Origin of the sequence: Thauera sp. K11 (assembly GCF_002354895.1) — a bacterium.
Classification (GTDB): Bacteria; Pseudomonadota; Gammaproteobacteria; order Burkholderiales; family Rhodocyclaceae; genus Thauera; species Thauera sinica.
In genome coordinates this window covers 2,208,214-2,227,249 of sequence record NZ_CP023439.1, presented here as the reverse complement: position 1 = coordinate 2,227,249, position 19,036 = coordinate 2,208,214, and the positions used below count along the sequence as shown (strand labels likewise).

The 19,036-nt window shown below is 66.0% G+C and carries 20 protein-coding genes; all 20 read right to left on the bottom strand.

From position 1 onward, the window contains the following. Positions 1-13: 13 nt before the first annotated feature. The 20 genes from CCZ27_RS09655 to CCZ27_RS09560 all read right to left on the bottom strand — a co-directional run bounded on the left by CCZ27_RS09655 (position 14) and on the right by CCZ27_RS09560 (position 19,006). Complete coding sequence (locus CCZ27_RS09655; RefSeq protein ID WP_096447687.1) at positions 14-781, bottom strand: DNA adenine methylase; 768 nt, start codon at positions 779-781, stop codon at positions 14-16. 157 nt (positions 782-938) lie between these two features. After that, positions 939-1,442, bottom strand: a complete 504-nt coding sequence (locus tag CCZ27_RS09650; RefSeq protein WP_096447684.1) for a hypothetical protein — start codon at positions 1,440-1,442, stop codon at positions 939-941. After that, positions 1,426-1,911, bottom strand: a complete 486-nt coding sequence (locus CCZ27_RS09645) for a hypothetical protein (RefSeq protein WP_096447682.1) — start codon at positions 1,909-1,911, stop codon at positions 1,426-1,428. The genes CCZ27_RS09650 and CCZ27_RS09645 overlap by 17 nt, the downstream gene beginning before the upstream one ends. Further along, the gene (locus tag CCZ27_RS09640) at positions 1,908-2,546 is read right to left on the bottom strand and encodes a hypothetical protein (protein WP_096447680.1); all 639 of its coding nucleotides are present in this window, start codon (positions 2,544-2,546) and stop codon (positions 1,908-1,910) included. Before CCZ27_RS09640 ends, CCZ27_RS09645 begins: the two co-directional genes overlap by 4 nt. After that, positions 2,546-6,208, bottom strand: coding sequence for a TipJ family phage tail tip protein (locus CCZ27_RS09635; RefSeq protein ID WP_096447678.1), 3,663 nt, complete (start codon positions 6,206-6,208; stop codon positions 2,546-2,548). The genes CCZ27_RS09640 and CCZ27_RS09635 overlap by 1 nt, the downstream gene beginning before the upstream one ends. Beyond that, positions 6,208-6,750 (bottom strand): tail assembly protein, encoded by a 543-nt coding sequence (locus tag CCZ27_RS09630; RefSeq protein ID WP_096447676.1) that lies wholly within the window; start codon positions 6,748-6,750, stop codon positions 6,208-6,210. Before CCZ27_RS09630 ends, CCZ27_RS09635 begins: the two co-directional genes overlap by 1 nt. Further along, positions 6,747-7,487, bottom strand: coding sequence for a C40 family peptidase (locus CCZ27_RS09625; protein WP_096447674.1), 741 nt, complete (start codon positions 7,485-7,487; stop codon positions 6,747-6,749). Before CCZ27_RS09625 ends, CCZ27_RS09630 begins: the two co-directional genes overlap by 4 nt. After that, positions 7,484-8,194: a phage minor tail protein L gene (locus tag CCZ27_RS09620; protein ID WP_096447672.1), complete on the bottom strand. Its 711-nt coding sequence runs from the start codon at positions 8,192-8,194 to the stop codon at positions 7,484-7,486. Before CCZ27_RS09620 ends, CCZ27_RS09625 begins: the two co-directional genes overlap by 4 nt. Then, positions 8,191-8,520, bottom strand: a complete 330-nt coding sequence (locus tag CCZ27_RS09615; RefSeq protein WP_096447670.1) for a phage tail protein — start codon at positions 8,518-8,520, stop codon at positions 8,191-8,193. The genes CCZ27_RS09620 and CCZ27_RS09615 overlap by 4 nt, the downstream gene beginning before the upstream one ends. 14 nt (positions 8,521-8,534) lie before the next feature. Next, positions 8,535-11,513 (bottom strand): tape measure protein, encoded by a 2,979-nt coding sequence (locus CCZ27_RS09610; RefSeq protein ID WP_096447668.1) that lies wholly within the window; start codon positions 11,511-11,513, stop codon positions 8,535-8,537. Next, the gene (locus tag CCZ27_RS24730) at positions 11,513-11,743 is read right to left on the bottom strand and encodes a DUF1799 domain-containing protein (RefSeq protein ID WP_385961146.1); all 231 of its coding nucleotides are present in this window, start codon (positions 11,741-11,743) and stop codon (positions 11,513-11,515) included. Before CCZ27_RS24730 ends, CCZ27_RS09610 begins: the two co-directional genes overlap by 1 nt. 59 nt (positions 11,744-11,802) lie before the next feature. Then, complete coding sequence (locus tag CCZ27_RS09600) at positions 11,803-12,309, bottom strand: hypothetical protein (protein ID WP_096447664.1); 507 nt, start codon at positions 12,307-12,309, stop codon at positions 11,803-11,805. Between the two features lie 11 nt (positions 12,310-12,320). Then, positions 12,321-13,268, bottom strand: coding sequence for a phage tail tube protein (locus tag CCZ27_RS09595; protein ID WP_096447662.1), 948 nt, complete (start codon positions 13,266-13,268; stop codon positions 12,321-12,323). Between the two features lie 23 nt (positions 13,269-13,291). Continuing rightward, positions 13,292-13,792, bottom strand: coding sequence for a hypothetical protein (locus tag CCZ27_RS09590; RefSeq protein ID WP_096447660.1), 501 nt, complete (start codon positions 13,790-13,792; stop codon positions 13,292-13,294). Next, positions 13,789-14,301, bottom strand: coding sequence for a hypothetical protein (locus CCZ27_RS09585; RefSeq protein WP_157748532.1), 513 nt, complete (start codon positions 14,299-14,301; stop codon positions 13,789-13,791). Before CCZ27_RS09585 ends, CCZ27_RS09590 begins: the two co-directional genes overlap by 4 nt. Beyond that, positions 14,301-14,990, bottom strand: coding sequence for a hypothetical protein (locus tag CCZ27_RS09580; protein ID WP_096447656.1), 690 nt, complete (start codon positions 14,988-14,990; stop codon positions 14,301-14,303). Before CCZ27_RS09580 ends, CCZ27_RS09585 begins: the two co-directional genes overlap by 1 nt. After that, positions 14,987-15,997, bottom strand: a complete 1,011-nt coding sequence (locus CCZ27_RS09575) for a hypothetical protein (RefSeq protein ID WP_157748531.1) — start codon at positions 15,995-15,997, stop codon at positions 14,987-14,989. The genes CCZ27_RS09580 and CCZ27_RS09575 overlap by 4 nt, the downstream gene beginning before the upstream one ends. Positions 15,998-16,029: 32 nt before the next feature. Continuing rightward, a complete protein-coding gene (locus CCZ27_RS09570) occupies positions 16,030-16,386 on the bottom strand; it encodes a hypothetical protein (protein ID WP_096447652.1) in 357 nt (118 codons plus the stop codon). 122 nt (positions 16,387-16,508) lie between these two features. Next, the gene (locus tag CCZ27_RS09565; protein WP_096447651.1) at positions 16,509-18,755 is read right to left on the bottom strand and encodes a phage major capsid protein; all 2,247 of its coding nucleotides are present in this window, start codon (positions 18,753-18,755) and stop codon (positions 16,509-16,511) included. Then, positions 18,752-19,006 carry a hypothetical protein gene (locus tag CCZ27_RS09560; protein WP_096447649.1) on the bottom strand — a complete coding sequence of 85 codons (255 nt, stop codon included), beginning with the start codon at positions 19,004-19,006 and terminating at the stop codon, positions 18,752-18,754. The genes CCZ27_RS09565 and CCZ27_RS09560 overlap by 4 nt, the downstream gene beginning before the upstream one ends. Between the last annotated feature and the right edge of the window lie 30 nt (positions 19,007-19,036).

The following is a 19,036-nucleotide window of genomic DNA, read 5'->3' as shown; positions in this document are numbered from 1 at the left end:
GGCGTGCGACAGATCACCAGTTCCGGATCAACAGTTCGCCCGATTTCTTCCTTCCGCCGCTGCCGGAGACTGTGTAGCTGATCTCCAGCCGATCCATTGTCAGCCCAGCGAACGCCGCCCTCATCTTCGGTATGTCATTCACCGAGATGAGCATCTTCCCGGCGGTCGTCCTGGCCACCTCGGCCAACTGGTCGTACTGCCCGAGGCCGAACTCGACGCCGTAGCCCTCCGTCCCGTAGTACGGCGGGTCGCAATAGAACAGCGTATGCGGTCGATCGTAGCGCTCGACGCACTCCTGCCACTGCAGATGCTCGATCGTGGTCCGCGACAAGCGCAGATGCGCAGATGAAAGCTCCTCCTCGATACGAAGCAGGTTAAGCCGAACGCCGGCAGTCGTGGCCGTGCCGAACGTGCGACTACCGACCCTCCCACCGAAACCTAGCTTCTGCAGGTAGAAGAAGCGCGCGGCACGCTGGATGTCTGTCAGCGTATCGGGCACCGACAGCCTCGCCCACTCGAACATCTGGCGGCTCACCAAGCTCCAGCGGAACTGACGCACGAACTCGTCGAGGTGGTGCTTGAGTACACGGTACAGATTGACAAGGTCGCCGTTGACGTCGTTGAGCACTTCGGCTTTTGCCGGCTCCTTGAGGAAATAGATCGCCGCCGCGCCGGCAAACGGCTCGACGTAGCAGGTGTGCGCCGGCAACACCGGCAGGATGTGCTTCGCCAGGCGGCGCTTGCCGCCGATCCACGGGATGACCGGCTTTGAATTGCTCATTACACAAATCCTTTGCATATCACGAAATAGCCTGTAGCCTTCCTTCCGCCTCGCGAGGCAGGGGGGCCATCGGCCACGACTTGCAGGTGTGTCTGCTTGTACGGGTGGCGCGGCCGGTGTTCCAGCACCGGCCCAGCCGCCCCTCTCTCACTCTCGGTTAGCGGACGGACTCCAGCCTGACTCCGAACACACGACCCGAGCCGTCGGACCGTACCCAGGCGCCCGCCAGCACCCACCCGACGACGATCTGAAACGGATCATCGACGGCGGTCCGGAAATGGAATGCGCAGCTGTAGGCGCCGGCATTGAGCAGCCGCGACGAGATCTCCGGCGAATACCACATCGTCGCGTCGACGATGGTTAGCCCGGGCGCCGCGACCGAGACCAAAATGCGGCCACCATCACCGTCGCCGGTGCCACCGCCGGCGCTGACATGGCCGCCATGGCCGGTGAATGGCCGCGAATAGCACAGCAGCCGCCACGCGCCAGCGGCGCCCTGCGCAACGTCGAGCGTCATGTCCGGCGCGACGTGCTCACGCTCGTAGACGTACGGTGCGCGACACGACACGCCGCCGACGGTCACACTGCGGTAGACGCTCAGGCGGTTTGCAGACAGCCCGCCGCCCGGCGTGGCCTGGAGCAAGTCAATCGAGAGCCGCATGCGGTCGTATCCATAGCTCGGCGCGCGTCAGCAAGAGCGGATCGCCGAACTCGACCGCCAGGCGCTCGTGCAAGTAGATGCTGTACGTACCTGCAGTACCGTACTGCTCGGTCAGAATCGCAGCGTCTTGATTGATATTCGGCGCGCTACCCCACGCGGCGGGCGGCGTAGACGTCGTCGTGTAGGCCCATCGCTGCCGGCTGCCGTACTGCCAGCCGCCCGTGCCGCCCTGATACGCGAGGATGGGGTGATAGATCACCCACACGATCCAGTCGGTCGCGGCCAGCGTGAAGTTGCCGGCGTGCGCCGTGCCGGCGACGAAGTTTTCCGGCCAGACCACAGCGTCGGGGGCGTGACCGTCGAACAGTCGGCCGCCGGAGATGAGCCGCAGTCGATCCACGGTTGCGTGATCTGCGGTTACGGTGCCGCCGTCAGCAGAGAGCGATACCGCGTCGATCAAGAGCCTCATGACACAAACATCATTGCATGATGAATCGGGGCACCGGCTGCCGTCACTGGCCCGTAGAGCCTCAGCCTGAGCGGTCCATCCGCGTCGGGAACGATCACGACGCTACGCGTCCACGATTTGCGGATCTGGCTGTCGTAGCCCGGATTGGAAGGATTGGTCTGCCACATTGCGGTCGGCTGAACGAGAATCTCTTTGGTTGCATCCCGCGCTCCGCCGCGCCCCGGCTCGTAGGGACACCACGCGAGCACCATATCGACCGTAGTGCGCCCGACGCCGGCACTGTCGACTGCCGGCGGCGGGAAGAACTGGACTGCAATCCGCACGGACAGCAGGCAACCGGCATAGGCCGGGAGCCACAGACGCAGCAGCTCACCGTTGATGCTGACGTTTTGTCCCGCGTACTGTCCGGACCAGTTCGTCGGCAGCCGGCGCGCGCGACTGGAGATCGCCACCCTGGATAGATGCGCGGGCATTCGCACTGCGTACTGACTGTCGCCTTGCGGCCCGCCGTATGCGCGGCGTCCGGATGTCGATCCCGGCAGCATCAGCCGACGGGCGTTGAGGCTGTCTGCGTCGACATCGGTCGGCACGGTCCGCGGGGCGGCGGCGCTCAGCAGCCCGATACTGAGCTGCATCAATCAACTCCGACTGCAAGCGAGCAAAACCGCGCAGTCTCTGGCGGGTAGAAGGACAGCGAGATGTCCGTAAAGTCGTCAGCGTCCGCGCCCACCAGGTCGTCGATCATCTCTTGCCAGATCATCTCCGAGATGTCCGGCGCCGTCACGACCGCACTGGCGAAGCCCGCGTCGGTCGAGTAGTGCGCCCGCACAACGGCAAGCAGGGTCCCGGCATACCCGCCGGTCGAGAGATCTTGAACGTTGACCCGGAGGGTCAAATTGATGATCTGTCCCGGCGCCACGGGGAATGCTGCAGACCGGCACTGCGGATCGCCGCTGTCGGTCACCCCGTCCATCGTGAGTGTGGCAACCGTATTGAGGAGCGGCGTTGTCGTGTAGCCCCATAGCGCGTTGACGCCGTCGTAGGGCTGCTGCACCGGTGTGCCGTTGGACTGATACCAACCGGCATACGCGTTCGAAAAATCGGGGTTTGCGATCACCCCAGACTGCACCGTATCGGTTATCCGGAATACCCCTTGAACCGCAAGGCCTAACGCGTCGAATGTCAATCTGTCCTGGTTCGCGTTGCCCATGGAGAACCGATATTGGCCAGCGTGGAAGCCCATCCAGAATCCGGCGCCGGTGTTGTAATTGGTCTGCCCGCCGCGCACGAACCCCAGCGCATCGAGCGTCATGTTGCCCGCCATCATCGTTCCGAGGTTCGCGCTGATTGCGGACAAATTCGCAACAGCGATCCGGTCGGCTGTCACGCTATTTGCCACCAGGTAGGCGCCATCACGCGTGTACTTCCAGGCCGCGCCATCCCAACCGTACAGACCACGCACAGCCTGGTCAGCAACGTTGAGGAAGACGGCCAGCTCACCTCCGACATCATCCGGACTTGCCGGCAACGCCGTAACCCGCACCACACCGCCGCTGGCCAGCGGCGTCCCGGAGACGCTGGGCGAGATGTTGAGGCCCGACTCGCCGAACTCGTCGACGAACGCAAGCTTGAAGTACATCGGGATGCCCGGCTGCAGGCCAGTCTGAATGTACGCGTTATCGCCGCCTCGATAGATCACGTTGTCCTCGATCGTCGGCACCGTGTCGTCGGGGTGCATCCAGACGATCATGCCGCGCAGATCAGGATCGGCCGGACGAATGGCTGACACCGCAACCTGCCCAGGGCCGGCCTCCACGGCGATACCGGACGGCACGGCCGGAGGCGGATTGTTGACCGAGATCTGGGCAGGCGAGGCACTCTGCCCGACGAGCGTGAAGCCGATCACTTCGAAGCGCACCGCACGGCGCGGTCCGCCGTCGGCCAGATTGGCGGCGTAGGTATAGACGTACTGCGGAAGACCGGTCCAGTCCTCGCGCAGTTGAGTTGCGCCATCGAACACCCGGACACGATATTGGTAGGCGCCGGCGAGCGGGCCCCAGGCAATCGGGCAGTCCCGTCCGGACCATGATGGGTTGAGACGGATGCCGGTAATGTCGGGCGCCACGGCCGACTCGTCGACCGTGTGCAAGATCTCGACCGCCGGCCCCTGGCGGCCCAGGGCGCTAACCGCGATAATCCTGATCGCATACATCCCGACCGGCGTGTCCTCGATGTCGAATGACGTGGTGCTCACCGTGTCCTGCCGCCAATTCTCGCTGTCGCGGCGCCAGGCGACGACATAGCGCGCCACGGCGCCGGCCGCCGGCGGCATCCAGCTCACCGTGATCCTGGTGGACATCCCCGCAGCATTGACCATGCGCATCGCGGTCTCTGCCATCAATCCGACTACCGCCCCGGGCCTCGAATCGATCGACGAAACCGGCCGCGGCTCGAGCACGATGCTGTTCTCAACAGCGCCGAACTTCCCAGGGTCATGCTGTAGCGCCGTAATCTCGACGATGCCCGGATCGGACTCGACAGACGACAGCACCCGCCATTGCTCGGGCACGAGGTTCGAACCGGCTAGCACCCAGATCGACCACGGGAGCGGCTCAGCCGACAGCGCCGTGACCAGCGCGAGCGACGTCACCTGCGTATCGACCGAGCCCGCCCATACCACAGCGCGCGCCTGGAGGTCGCCTGATGGCAGCACAACGGTCACCGAATACGTTACGCCCGGCTGCAACGTGACGGGCGCATCGAGCGTCAGCACCGACGTCGTTGCCGCTGCCAGCCGTCCGCCGTACCGCTTGCCGGCGCGAAATGGGTCCAGTGTCTGGATGATCGCACCGGGATAGATGCGTGCCGCGTCAAGGCCTGCGCGGAACGTCACGGTCTCGGTCTCATGCGTCTCGCTGTAGATCAGCCATTTTCCGAAACGGTGCGCTTGCCCGCGACTCGTACAACCGACCGCAACCACCTCGGTCTCGATCACGCCATAACGCGCGACAGCCTCGTCATCGATGACAGACTCAACGGTCTGCCGATAGCGGTCCGCTGGATCGAGCCACGTCACGAGCGCTACCGTGTGCCGGCTCTTCCCACCAGTGCCTTCATAGCTGAACTGCCCGCCGACTACGCTTGCTGCCGTGAATTGTGCAATCGGCAAGGCTGGGCGGTCCTGCACGGCTGAGATCTGCCCGAGTGCCCAGTACGTGACGCCGCGGAACACCGACGCCAGAGCGGAGATGAACTTATATGCCTCTGCACGCTGCTGTTCATAAAGAAAGCAAGTGAAGCGCGGCTCCAGTCCGCCGAATCCATCGGGCACCAGCTCGTCGCAATATTGTGCGATCGCGTAAAGCGCCCACTTGTCGATTTGGGCGACGTCGATGTACTCGCCCAACCCGAATCGATCGTTGATGTGTATGTCGTAGAACACCCACGCAGGATTGTTGGTGTACGCCACCTGGAAGGTGCCGTCCCACACGCCGCTGTAGGCGCGCGTCGTCGGATTGTAGTTGCTCGGCACCCGGATCTGCCGCCCCCGCATGTGGTAGCCGCGGGTTGGAATCCTGTCGAACTGCTCCGCATCGACCTGCAGCGCGACGAGCGCCGAGTTGGGGTAGCGCAACTTCGTGTCGGCAATGATCGTGTAGCTGCTCCACCACGTTTCGTTGCGGAGCATGCTGCTCGTGCTGTCGGCCGTGACGCGGCGCACCCGCACGTTCCACGGCCCGCCACTCGGCAGCGGAATGCGGTATTCGCGGTAGTAACCGGTGGTGGTCTTGCCGCCGATGGTGTCGAGCACCACCTGCCCCCAGCCGCCGCCATTGTTCTGGACGTCGATCGCGATTTGGACTGACGCTCCCGTCATGTCGCCCGTCTTGGCGTCCTGATTGACGAGCGCCGGGATATTGAGCGTCACGCGAATGGCGTCCGCATTGGTGTTTGTGATTGAGCGGGTGATGGGCGACCCCTGCAACACCTGCGCGGACACCGCTTCCTCGCTCTCGACCGACGGAAAACCCTCGATGTGGGTCTGGTTTTGCGTGCCACTGCGAACCTGGACCGCCACGCCATCAAAATTGAACGATCCGTCGCCGTTCTGCAGCGGCACGTCATCGAGATAGATCGACTTGAGGCCATCGACCAGTCCGACGATCTCGCCTTCTGAAACAAGATCGATCACTCGTGCGTACTGCCGGCTGCGTAGGCTGTCCGGCGATTCGACCGGCGTGCGGGCACTCGACTTCTGCTTGCCGCCGCCAGCACCCCGGATGGTGATGCGATCCATCAGATTGACACCGTCGACAGGCCGACGCTGATCTGCTGGCTGCCGACGATGCCCTCCCCGTAGAAGAGCGGCACCGGATTGCCCTGCGCGACCGTGTTCGTCGCGCCATCAAAGCCGTAGCTCGGCAGGTTTTCCGGCCGCTCGGCAGGGCTGTAAGTCCGCGGCGCCGGGGCGAGCAGTTGCGCGATGCCGCCCAGGGCCATACTGACGCCAAAGCTCGTCAAGAAGGTGAATCCAGTAAATACGCCGACCACGGCAAGGACGCCGCCGAGGATCACTTGCCCCCAGCCGCCGCCGGCGCCAGATACCACCGGAACGATCCGGATCACATCGTCTGCAGGGTGGCGCAAGGTAGATTCGTCGCGCGACTCGCGACCGACTAGGATGCGATAGCCCGGCTCGGAGTGCTCGAGCAGATGCGGGCGAAATTCCGGGAAATTGGCCGCAAGCGCTTGGATCGCATCCGCTGGCGAGCGAATGTCGAAGCGGTGAAACTTACCGAACCGTTTCCGGAGATGCCCGTAAAGCAAAACAGTGATCACAGCAGGCTCCTGTGCCGCAGCACGTGCGTTGTAATCTCCCGCCAGTAGCCGCCATACACGTCGCGGCTCGAAAGGCGGTGCGCGGGATGGTGAAGGATCTGGCCGTCGCCGAGGACCACGGCGCCATGATTGGGCACGGGGCTCGCGACTTGCATCAACAAGCCGTCATGTTCGCGGATGTCCCGATGTGTGCCGTCGCCCACCTGCACGAAGCCCGCAGCCTCGAAATGCTGGCGATACAGGTCCTGTCCGCAGAGCCACCACTCGTCCGCATGCGGCACGTCCGGCAATCCGAGGCCCAGCGTCTCGCGGTAGTAGTCCTGCAGAATCGTGTAGCAGTCCAACACGCCGTGGCTGTATGAGCGACCCACCAGCGGCGCGCGGTAGCCCTCGGGCACGATCACGCGGAATGTTCCGCGCGGGTGATTGACGATCAGCCAGGGCAGACCGGTGCGTTCGCACATCACACGGTCCGCAAGCGATGGCGTCGGCGGAATCAGCACGTGGCTGTGGCACACCGCGACGATTTCGCCCTTATCTTCGGCCGCGGCCCAGTCATCAGGCGGGATCTCGAACTCGGCGCTGTCGCCAGCGACGTTGCGGCACGGCACGTAGCGCAGTCGCCCCTTGCGCACCACCGCCAGCCCACAGCACTCGCGCGGTGCCTCACGGTCGGCATGGGCGACCACCTCAGCAACCACGCGCGCGCTCAGCCGCGCCCCCTCAAAATAGGTCATCGCAGTAGTCCAACTCCAGGAAAACCACCGAAGGGCAGCGGGGAATACTCGCCGAATCGCAGCTTGCAGCTCGCCAGCCGGCCGCCGCAGCGGTCCTCGGTCAGCGTGCCCACCGGCGTGTCATTGCGGTCCGCCACCGGCCCGCCGGTGTAGCCGCAGTAGGGCCCGCGGTAGCCGCCAATCGCCAGCCACGAGCATGTGTTCTGGATCACCTGGCGGCGCGGCAGCTTAACGCCGGCCACGTCGAACGGCGTGGCCAACTCGAAGTCGACATAGATGTTGTTCGCGCGCGCTTTACGGTCAACCACCCAGATTTCTTGGTCGAGCACCTGGTTAGGGTCCGCGGTCGGATTGACCGCGCCGGGAAAGTTCACCGCATCGAGGTACTTCGCGAACGTCCTGATGCGGGTGAGCTTGCTGCCGATGAGATCGTCGAGCTGCAGCGCCAGCGCGCCGATAAGTCCGTCCACGTTTGCGACGCGGATCACCGGCCGCGGCAGCGTCCCCGAGCTGCGCCGCTCGAAGCCGCTCGCTTCGACCGGGAACTGCGTGAATGTCAGACCGCCCCACACGATGCCCACGCCCAGACCGTTAGCGCCGGCGTGGAAACGGTAGATGCTTGGCTCGCCCGCCGGCGTCGTGTCGAGCATGAATAGCTCGATCAGCGTGCCGGGGGTCAGCGACTGGATGTCTGCGGTCACGCTCATCGTCCGAACACCTCCTCGAATGTCGCTGTGACGGTCTTCGCCAGCGGCCGCGGCCGCGTCGAGCGCCAGCTCGCGCACCTCCATCGACCGCTGACGCCGTCCGGGTCCGTCCAGTCGAACGCAAGATGATTCGCCGCCAGAAAGGCCAGAATCGCGTCCGCCTCCGCGTGGTCGCGGTACTCAAAGCTCATGGCCCACGTGCGCGGCCGCGCGTTGAGGCCGTCCAGCACCTCTTGGGCGTAGCCGTCGCCGAATTTCGCCTCGCGGGTGCGCGGCTTGATCTCGAGCGCGGCGCCGTAGTCGTGGGTCCAATTGAACGTCGCCATGTCTTACCTAGCCCTCATTTGGACAGCAGCCCACCGGGCCGCAGCTCTGCAACAAGCACGCCGCGCACCGTACCCTCCAGCCGTCGGCCCAACTCGGCATAGCTGCTCGCATCAGCTCGGCCGCTGGTGGTCGCCTCGCTGCGCCCACTGCCATCCGCGTTGACCGCGATGGACACGTAGATCGGCCCGGGAGCGGCTGCCGGCATCCCGGCAAAATCGGCATACACGCCAAGCTTGCCGCCCTGCATCCGCTTGAGCGGCAACGCAGCCTCCGGCCCGGCCTCGCCGGCGACGCCGGAACGGTAGGCTGCGCCGTCGGCAAAGCGGAAGAGCGTCGGTCGCGTCAGCACCTCGCCCGCACCGAATGCACCGCCGGCGGCAAAGGCCCGGACCGGGCCGGCGCCCGCAAATGCGTTGCCGCGGGCCGAGAAGAGCGACAGGATGCCGCTCCACAGGCTGCTGCCGCCGCCAGACGACCCGAACAGATCCGCGATCTGTACGCTCGCGATGTCGAGCGCCTTCGAGATCCCCTTTTCCAGCCCCTCGGCTGACTTTTGCATCAGCGTGCGCTGCAGCGCATCGCCCAGCGAGTCGATGACGCTACCGCCCGTCGCGATGCCGCTGGCCAGCCCGCGGGCAACGCTCGCCGCGATCGAGGTCTCCATCTGCCCGCCACGGCGGGTGAGCGCATCGAGTACTTCCCGGCGCGCCTTCTCGGTGTCCTCGTTGCCGGCGGCGCCGAAGCGGCCGGTGGCGAACTGTTGGTTCACGTAGTCGATCTGCGAGCGCAGCCGCGCGCCGGCGGCGGTGGCGGACTGAGCGCGGGCCGCCTGCAGGGCGCGCTCGAGTTCGATCTCGGCCAGCGTCGCCGAGGCCGTCTCCGCACGGGCCGCGGCCGCCTCGCGCTCGGCTTGCGTCATCTGCAGCCAGGCGGGCGATGTCATTAGGTCGTAGAGGGCGGACGTCGCTGCGTCCAGGTCCATCGTCGATTTCGCGGCATCGCGCAGCCCGGCGTCGATCTCGGCGAGCGTGCGCTGGTACGCGCCGGTCGCCTCGGCCGCGGTCGCACTGTCGGCCTGCGCGCGCACGAGATCCCGCCAGGGCTGCGGCATGCGCGACCACTCGGGCGACAGCATCAGTTCGCGCAGCGCCGCCTGCGATCGCGTCAGGTCCTGCCCTTCGGCGCCGGCCGCGCGCTGGATGCCCAGCAGATCCTCCATCGCGCGCGCATACGCGTCGGCCGCCGCGGTGTCTTCGCCCAGATTCATGTCGACGGCGGCGGCGGTCTTGCGGGTCCCCGAGCGGCCGACGGCACCTTTTTTCGCGTACTGCTCGCGGATCTCCGCCGTCTTGCGGTTGTACGCCTCGAGCGCCGCGGCGTATTCCGTCGAGTCCTTTTGCAAGTTTCTTGTTGCACCTGCAAACGCCTGCGCTTCGGTCTCCAGATCGGCCTTGAGGCGCTCGGAGAGCGAGCGGCGCTCGTTGAGGTAGGTCGCGTAGCGGGCATTGGCCTGCTGCCTGGCGGCCATGCCGCCAGTTTCGATCTCGTTGAGCGCATCCTCGATCTCACGCCGCTGCGCAATGAGCTTCTCGGTCTCAGTTGTTGCGCCCGGGCTGCGCGACTGATTGAGCAACTGCAAGCGCTCGTCGATCCGTTCGAGCGACTCGTTCATCACCCCGACATCACCGGTGCCAAACTGCATTTCCGCCTTTAGCCGGCGCACGCGCTCGAGCGCGGCGTCAATGCTGTGCGCCGCTCGGTCGGCTGCACTCTCTGCGCGATCGCCGAAGGTGGTCCAGGCGATGGCCGCCACGCCCAATGCCGTTATCAAGGCACCGATCGGCCCACCCAGCGCCGCGAGCGCACCGCGCGCCAAAGTGGCGCCGGTGACCATCCGAGCCTGAGCCGCCGCTGCAGCGGTAGTAGCCCCGGCCTCACGCTCCCGCGCGGCGGCAACGGCTGCGCTACCCAACGCTGCCCGAGCCTGCGCCGCGGCCGTACTCGCCAGCCCCTGCTGGTAGTTCACTTCGGCTCGCAGCGCGTGCCGGCTGGCCAGCAGATCGCGCGCCTTGGCGATCCCAGCTTCCGCCAGCGCCCCCGTGTAGCGCGCCAGCGCCACCACCGCCACGCCGCCGGCTACCGTGGCCACGACATCGAGATTGTCGCCGAGCAACTGCACGCCGGACGTCATCGTGCGGATGGCACCGAGATTGCTCTCCGCCTCGCCCGCGAATTTGCTCAACTGGTTGTTGAAGCGCTGCCAGCCGTCGGCCATCGTGACCGGCATCCGGTCGGCTTCCTCGCCCAGCCGGCCGACCTGACTGGTCACCCCCACCAGCACATCCGTGGACAGCTTGCCGTCGCGCGCCATCTGCTGCAGCTCCGCGGTGGTCAAGCCCAACGAGTCCGCCAGCGCCTTTTGCAGCCGCGGCGCGCCGGCGACCACGGTCTGATATTCTTCGAGGCCCATCTTTCCGTTGAGGATGGACTTCGACCACGCGTCGATCACGCTTGTGGCGCGCTCCTGATTCGCGCTGGAGACGGTCAGGCCGTACTGGAGTGCCTCCACCATGCCCAACGCCTGGTCTGCCGAGTAACTCATCTCGGCGAGCGAGCCGCTGGTACGGATATAGAGCTCCGCCGAGTTCCCGAACGACTTATAGGTCCGGTTCGAGACCTCCATCAGCCGCTCGGAGGCCTCGGCCGCGGCATCCGTGCTGCCAGCGGCAATGCCGATCCGGCTGGCGATCTGCCCCCACTCGTCGGCGGCCGTGACGATCTGCCGGCCACCGAACGCTGCGGCCGCGGCGGCCGCATAGGAGCCGAGCGTCCCGGTCAGTGACCGCATCGCCCCCGCATTGGCCGAGGCGGATGCCGACATCGCATCCAGCTCCTGGCGCACGTCGCCGACGCGGCGGCCGACGCGCTGCATCTCGCCGGCGGCCTGGGCGCCGTCGGCCGTCAGTCGGATACCGTACTGGATCGGGGTCATTATCGTTTGCTCAAGACTTCAAGGGCTGCGGTTTCCATTTCGGCCAGCGCCTCGCAGATCGCCGTCCGCTGGCGCGGCAAGATCCGCTGCATGCGCATCACCGACTCCACCTGCGCCCAGTCCAGACCCGCCCGTGTGGCGCCGGCCATGCCCAGCGAGACATAGCGCCACTGGCGCCATGTCGCCCGCCAGATCCGGAATGCCGGCCAGTTGTGGGCATAGACCGGGATGGTTTCCTGCTCGACCGGCGGCCGCTCGGCCTCGAGGTGGAAGGCCGCCAGGTCGTCATCTACTTCGTCGGCGCCGTCGCGCTCGAGACTGAGTTCCGTCCAGCGTCGGGCGACGGCGCGGAGTTTCCCGCCGTGGCGCCCGGCTGGTACGGGTCCAGGCCGTAGCGCACCTCATTGATGGCCCGCCACAGCCCGCGCGACAGCGCGATGCCGTACGGTCCGTACAGGATCTGCTCGGGCAACGATTCGACCGACACCGGCTTGCCCTGCGCGTCGATCACGCCGTGCCAGCCCACGACGTGCATGGGCAGGTAGTGCGCGTTTTCTTGCAGCACCTCGGCCATCGTCTTTTTGCTCAGCGCGGGAACATCGTCCGGCAGGAAGGGCGCATCGGCCTCGGGCGGCAGCACCCGCGCGTAAGCCTCCTCGGAGTGCACCCGGATGTCGGCTTCGAAACGAAAGTCCGCCGGCCCGCCGTCGGCGGGAATGCGAACGGTGACGGGCCAGCGCACCGTGGGGCACGGGTCGATGACAAAAAAGGCGGCAGCCGCGGCCAGGGTAATCATGGATGGCGTCCTCACAGGTAGGTAATGGTCAGTTCGTCGTTGCCGTCGACCGGCCACGGCTCGAACGTCAGACGGTAGGCCAGCATGCCTTCGACGTTGTCGTATTCGACGCCGATCACGCGCACCTGGCCCTCGAGCTTGGCTTTGTGGCCCGCGCGGTTGTCGTGTGTCGTGGTGATATCGACCACGGTGCCGGCCGTCACCAGGCCGAACGGGTTGAACACGCCCAGGCCCGGCGCGAGCACGGTTGCACTCATCGTCGGCTTGCGGTCCGTGATCGCCACCTCCACCTGCGGTCCGGGCAAGTCGATGCGCGCGAGCTGGTTCGCGAGTGCGATTTCGAGCGCGGAATAGGCGAGCGGAATGGCGTTGAGCGTCAGCCCGAGCGTGGTCGCGGCAGTGACCGGCTGCTCGATCATCCAGCCGGTCTTATCGACGGCGGGCAGCCCGACGGCGGTCGGGTCGGTGTAGATCGACTGCAGCTCGAAGCGGATCAGCGGGATCGCCTTTGCGCCGATCGTGATCGTGGCCGTCCCGCGACAGCCCACCATCTTGTGCAGCGTGCCGTCGATGTTGATGTACGCAGTCACGGCGCCGATCGCCTCGGACACCAGGTCGTACGTCGCCGAGGTGTCCACTTCGAGCGTTTCCTTGAAGGCGCACGCGAGCAGCAGCGGTGCGATCTTCGGCGCGTCGCCGGCCTCCCCCGGCCCGACCAGCGCCGTCTCGAAGCTCAGTGTCGAGTAGCGGCCAGTGGCCAGCGTCCCGCCGTTGCCGAAGTACGGCTGCTCGATGTTGCGCTCCACGGTCTCGACGTCGAGCGGCGCGAAGGTGACGTTCCGGGCCTCGATCCAGTTGGCGGCCCCCACAGGCAGCGCATCGGTGCCTACGGTCGCCTCGGACTTGATGAGGATCGCTTTCTTCTTCCAGAAACGCGGTGATGCGATGACATTCGCCACGGCTTACTACTCCTTTTTTTGAATCACGGTGCATCCTGCAAAAACCAGCGCGTTATCAGCTCCAGCCGCGCGGCATGGCACAGCACGCCGGCGAACATCACCGGCCCGATCTCCGGCGCCTGGGGGCCGACCTGCTCCGGCCCGTCGTTGTCCCGCCCCGCAAAACTGGTCGTGGCCACCGTGCCGCCCAGCGTCTCGTCGGCCCGGAATGTGTCGCAGATCGACTCGACCAGGTTGTCGAACGTGATCTCGGACTCGTCGGCGTCTGCGAGCGCCATGTAGCCGCGGATGACCCAGCCGCACGTCACCGCGCGCCGACCGATGAAAGGCGCGGTCTCGACGCGCGAGACGCGCGAGACGTACCAGCCGCGCACCTGGCTCTTGCCGCCGATCTCGGACACGTAGAGCGCCTTCATCCGCGCGAGATCGGCGGCATAGCGCTGGTAGTCATGCACCGCGCCGATGTTGGCCACGCTCTGCAGGCGGGCGACGATGGCGGCGCGGACGGTGTCGAGGTGGCTCATTGCGCGGCCCTCTCGATGCGTTTCAGCAGATCCCGCACGGTGCGGGCGAAGTCCGCGCCGATCTGCGGGCGGTTGGCGTTGAAGGCATCGCCAAACATGCGCACGGGCTTCGTCCCATGGTGCCGGATCTTCCACGCCACGCGATGCGCGGCCGCCACGGCCTCTTCGCCGGTCACGCCAAGTTTCTGCTCAGCCCAGTCGGTCAGCGCCTCGATGCCCTTTTCGCCCACGTAGTGCGGCTTGCTGCCGAATTCGACAGGGAGCACGTAGGCACTTGGCGTGCCCGTGATGCCGGTGACGTGCAGTCCCTTGCCGAATGGATCGACCTCGCCGAAGATCGAGGCGCGCAGCGTGCCGTGCGTCGTCGGCGTGCGCTCCTGGACTTCGGCCTGCAGATGGGCCGTGGCGCGTGCCATGAAGGCATGCAGTTCCTCGGCCGTCAGATCGGGAGCGGCAATGAATGCACGCTGCAGCGCAGCCACGTCGCTGGCGTCGAAGCGGACGTCCATCACCGCCTCCCCAGCCACAGGCCGTTCGGCGGGCGCCGCCAGGACGGAGTGAGATCGAGCTGCGCGATCGCGCCCGCCGCCTCCATGCGCGGCTTTTCCACGCCCTGCGCCGTGATCTCCACACCTAAGGTGGCGAAGTAGCGGTTTCGCAGATCTTTGGCGCGCCGGGCCCATTCTCGCGCCGGGTGGCTGTAGTTCACGCTGTCGGCGGCGATCGTCGGCTCTGCTGCGTTGGCATGGAGTGCGGCGAGCTGCTCGGCCAGCAACGAGGCCGCATAGCACGCGACCGCCTCTCGATGCGCCAGCGGAATCGTGTCCTCGGTGTCCGACACCACGTGCGCCGCCGCGTAGGTCAGTCGAACGGCATCACCCGCGTTGAGCCGTTGACCCGTCAGCTGGATCTCGACGCCAGTCGGCGTGCGGTACATGCGCCACGCGGATGCCGGCAGCGGCTCGGCGCCAACCGGGAACTCGATGCCGCGCAGCACGCTCGCATCCGTCGTCCAGCCAAGAGGGAGCGGCAGCACCGCACCGCCAGCGCTGATGACGTCCTCGACCACCTCGCGAGGCCGGTCTGCGCTGTAGCGCACCAGGGCAAGCCTGATCGCGCGGTCGCGCGACTCGGACGCGACCCGCTCGAGCGAATCACGCACCAGGTCGTCAGTGAGGGTTTCGAGATCGTCGATCATGATGCCTCGAGCACCTGTCCGGTCCCATCATTGACGTACGGGTTTGCCGACTCTTCGGTCCATGCCACCGTTACCGCGCCCGCCGAGCTGAGGCTGATGCACTGATCCGCAAAGACGCTCGAGCCATCCAGCTCGATCAGCGACCGCGACTTTGCAGTCACCCCAGAGCCCGGGGCGATGATTGTCGACCATGCGCTTGCAAACGAATTGCCGAGCGCAGTCAGAACTCCAAGATCGCCGATGTAGAACGAATCGATATGCACGAGCGATGCGTAGTCCGCTGCAAAATTGCCGCCACAGAGGGTACTGCCGTCCGCGGTAAGCGATGACATTGCAACGAGGACAGTCGTGAGCGCCGGACTTACGGCGTCGTAAAATGCATTGCCCTGCTCCTGCGTAATCTCCACGCCGAAACCAACGGCAGACCGATTGAAGAGGGACAGTGCCGGCACGATGCAGGTCAGCAGTCCGCCAAGCCTGCTTCCTGTGAGCGTGAGCTTGGGCAGCGTCGTCGCGAGAACCTGAGCGACCGACGCGATCGTCCCGGCGCCGAAGGCATGGCCGGATGGCTCGAGCTGTCGGTATGAGAATGACACGCGCTTGTTTGCCGCATCAACCGCCGTCACTGCTGCGCAGTACCCGACAACAGCCGAATCGCTGGAAAAAACCCTCCCGACGTTACCGACACTCACGCCGCTCACGCCGCCCGCGAACGTGCGGGTGAACACACGAGCCGCGACCGATCCGGTCAGCGAATAATGCGTTGACACCCCAAGATCGAGCGTTGCACCGATGAGGATGACGTTCTCCAGATCGACGGCCTGCAGCTCAACCTCGTCCTCGAGCGCGCGGTAGTTGCCGGGCAGCAGATGAATCCTGACCCGCCCCTTCCCCCGCGCCTCGTTGAGGATTTCACTCAGCGGTCGCATGGCAATTTCGTGGATGTCGATCGCCTGCGCGCCCACACGCGGACCATCGGTCGCGCCACCGACGAAACCGAGCGGCATTCTTGCCCGCTCGATCGCACTCAGCCCGCGACTCACAGCGACTCCCAGTGCGCGACCAGCTCCGCCCCAACGCCCTGGAAATGGATTTCCACCCGGTCCCACAGAGTGACGTTGAGCGCGAGCTGCGTATTGGCGGCCGCAGCGAGGTTGGCGGCCGCACGGGGTGAAGGGGTCACAACCAGGTTGCCATCGGCGGCCGTGATCGACGCCGGCGTGATGTCGCGCAGCGGCGCGGACTTCGTCCGGCGTGCCAGCACCTTCCAGCCGGCGACGGCGGCGGCGCCCTTGTTCTGGACGTCGATGTTCAGGATGGTGCTCGAGTAGCCCGGATTGTCATACTCGATTACCGGCTGCAGCGCGGCGCTCAGCGTGCGGGTGGCAGTGGCCATTGCAGTCTCGCTCAAAATGTCTGGTGGGCGGATTTGGCATCTTGTGCTCCCCCGCGGGCCAGGCCGGACCACCCCAGCACGGCCCAGCCCGCAGGATCAACGCCTCTCGCTCGCGAGTGGTATTACGCGACCACGGCCTTGTAGAGGCCGCGGTAATCCATGACGGCGCCGCTGTAGATGTGTCGGATCTTGTATGTGACCTTGTCGTTGGAAAACAGGCTGCCGACGTTCGGGATGTCCTGGACGAAGATCTCCGGCTCCTCGCGGCCGTCCAGGAAGCCGACTTCAATTGTTGGGATCTGGTTGGGGTCAGCCACCAGCGACCAGTCATTGGCGTCGACCCAGTACGACACCACGATCGGCTCCGGATTGACCGTCTGGGTGAAGGTCTTGTCCAGGTTCTGGTTGCGGACGAAGAGGTTGTAGGCCGCTTCCTGCAGGTCGACCGGCAGCAGGATGTACCGCGGGCCGATGCCCAGGCGCTTGCTGGAGCCGGCCTCGGCCTGTTTGACCATGGCCAGGCGCGCCGCGGCGAACGTGGTAGCGTCGAGTGCGCTCGCGCCCAGGTTGGCGTGGGTGGCATGAAACAGCGCGACGGTGTCGTAGATCACCGGATTGACGCGAATGAAATCGAACACGAACTCGTACAGCGTGCGCGCCGCGGCCAGTGCCAATTTGACCGGGATACGGCGGATGGCGCCGACATCATCGTTGCGGATCATCTCGAGCGTCACGTCTTCGGTTCCACCGCGCTTGGTCACCGCATAGGTCGCTTTCTCATCGGTTGGGCTGGAAAGCGCGTTGTAGCCCCCAGCCTCATTGACTGCAGGCAGGTTGCCGTAGCCGCCGAAGCGGGTGCGCTCGTTGGTGCGGAAGTCATTGACCGGCACCGAGGTCGCGATCTTGCGCCAGGTCTGCAGGTCGGTCTGCGCGCTGTACTCGGCCAGCATCCGGCGGGTGATCGAGTTGCCAAGCACCGAGGTAAAGCTCGCCGAAGTCAGCGACTCGGCGAAACGCACGCCCAGCGACTCGCGCATGCGCGACTCGTCGCAGTCCTGCAGCGCGCCGGAGACGCGGCGGTCGCCGGTGATCTCGTAGTAGCACTCGCGAAAGCTGTGCTGCCCGTTCTTCCCGCTGAAAAAGTCATCGAGCATCTCACCGATCTTGACCGAGCGATCCTCGACGCGCGGCGCGTCCTCGAAGTTGATCACCGGCTTGCCGGACTCGGTGAACTGCGCGAGGTAGGCGCGCTCGGCCTCGATCTCGCGCTCGACGTCCGCGCGGCCAAACACCTCGCGGGCCTCGGCAAAGCGGGTGAGCAGTCGGCTCTTGGCCGGCTGCGGCAGCTTGGCCGCCGCGACCAGGTCGCGCGCGACGATGCGCGCTTCGACCAGGCGGACTTCGGTCAGCGCGAGATCGGCGGCGGGCGGCCTCGCCGGGTCCGGTGCACCAGCGCCGAGCGCCTCGGCGAACACCACCTCCAACTCCTCGTCGGTGATCGTCTCGGGGTTGATCTTCGCGTAGGCTTTCGGCGCCTTGGCCTCCAGCAGGCGCAGCAGTCGTTCACGCAGCATGGCGTCTTGCTCCTCGTTGGTCGGGGCGGCTTCGAGAAAACGGATCAGTTCGCCGCCGGCCCCGGGCTCCACGATCAGATCCACAGAATTGACGACACGAATGGACTTCGCCATCCGCACCTTGCGGCCCTCGCGCAGCTCGGTGCGCGCCGTGCCGGTGACATCAACGGAAAAGCCGAAGAGGCCGGAGAGCGAGCGGGCATGCGCTTCGCGTAGCTTCACCGCGACGTCGCCTTCAGGCTCGATCAGCGTCAAATCGGCGAGGATTTCGCCGGCATCGACCGCGGCGCCTTCGGCGAAGCGTGCATTCGACAGCCCGCCGATCAGGTTGCGCACGTCCTTCCCGCCGCCTTTGAGGTGCTCCGCGTCACTCTTGACGAACACGCGCGCACCTTCGAAGAGCGGCGCCGACTCGCGCAACACCGTATCGGGGTAGTAGTTGGCGTTGCCGGAGAGCCCGGCGCGGATCACGCGGATCAACCACCGGCCACCCTCGACCGCCTCCAGGAAGGCGCCGTTGGCCTCGGCGAAGCGCACCGGGTTGTGGGCTAGCGTCACCTCGGAGCGAGTGCCGAGCTGCACCTGGTTGTCGTCGGTGAGCGTGTAGGGGTACGCATACAGCCGGCCGTTTTCCGGGATCACGATCCGATCGGGATACATCGCCTCCACCGACACCCAGTCGCGCCCCAGCGAATTGCCGACAGCCTGGCGCACCAGCTCGATGACGGCCCGCACTTCGGTCGCCGCGGCCTCGATCAGCCGCGCGCCAACGACGCCCGCCGCCGGGATCGTCATTGCTTGTCCGCCTCGTTGGCCGGCTTGAGCTTGTCGACGACCGTCTGCGGCAGCACGGCGACCAGCCTCTGCCCATCGGTGGTGATGACGGTCAGCACGTCATCGCGCAGCCGGCTCGCGAAGACCTCGTTAACGCTGACGGCGATCTGCAGCTCCTTGCCGGTGAGCTTACCGTCCTCGCCGATCTCGGGCTGTACGCGCTTGACGTGCTTCGCGGCCGCGGCCGCGGGCAGATCCATCGGGTGATCCATGTGGCGCTCCGTTGTGTGTGACGGAGGCCA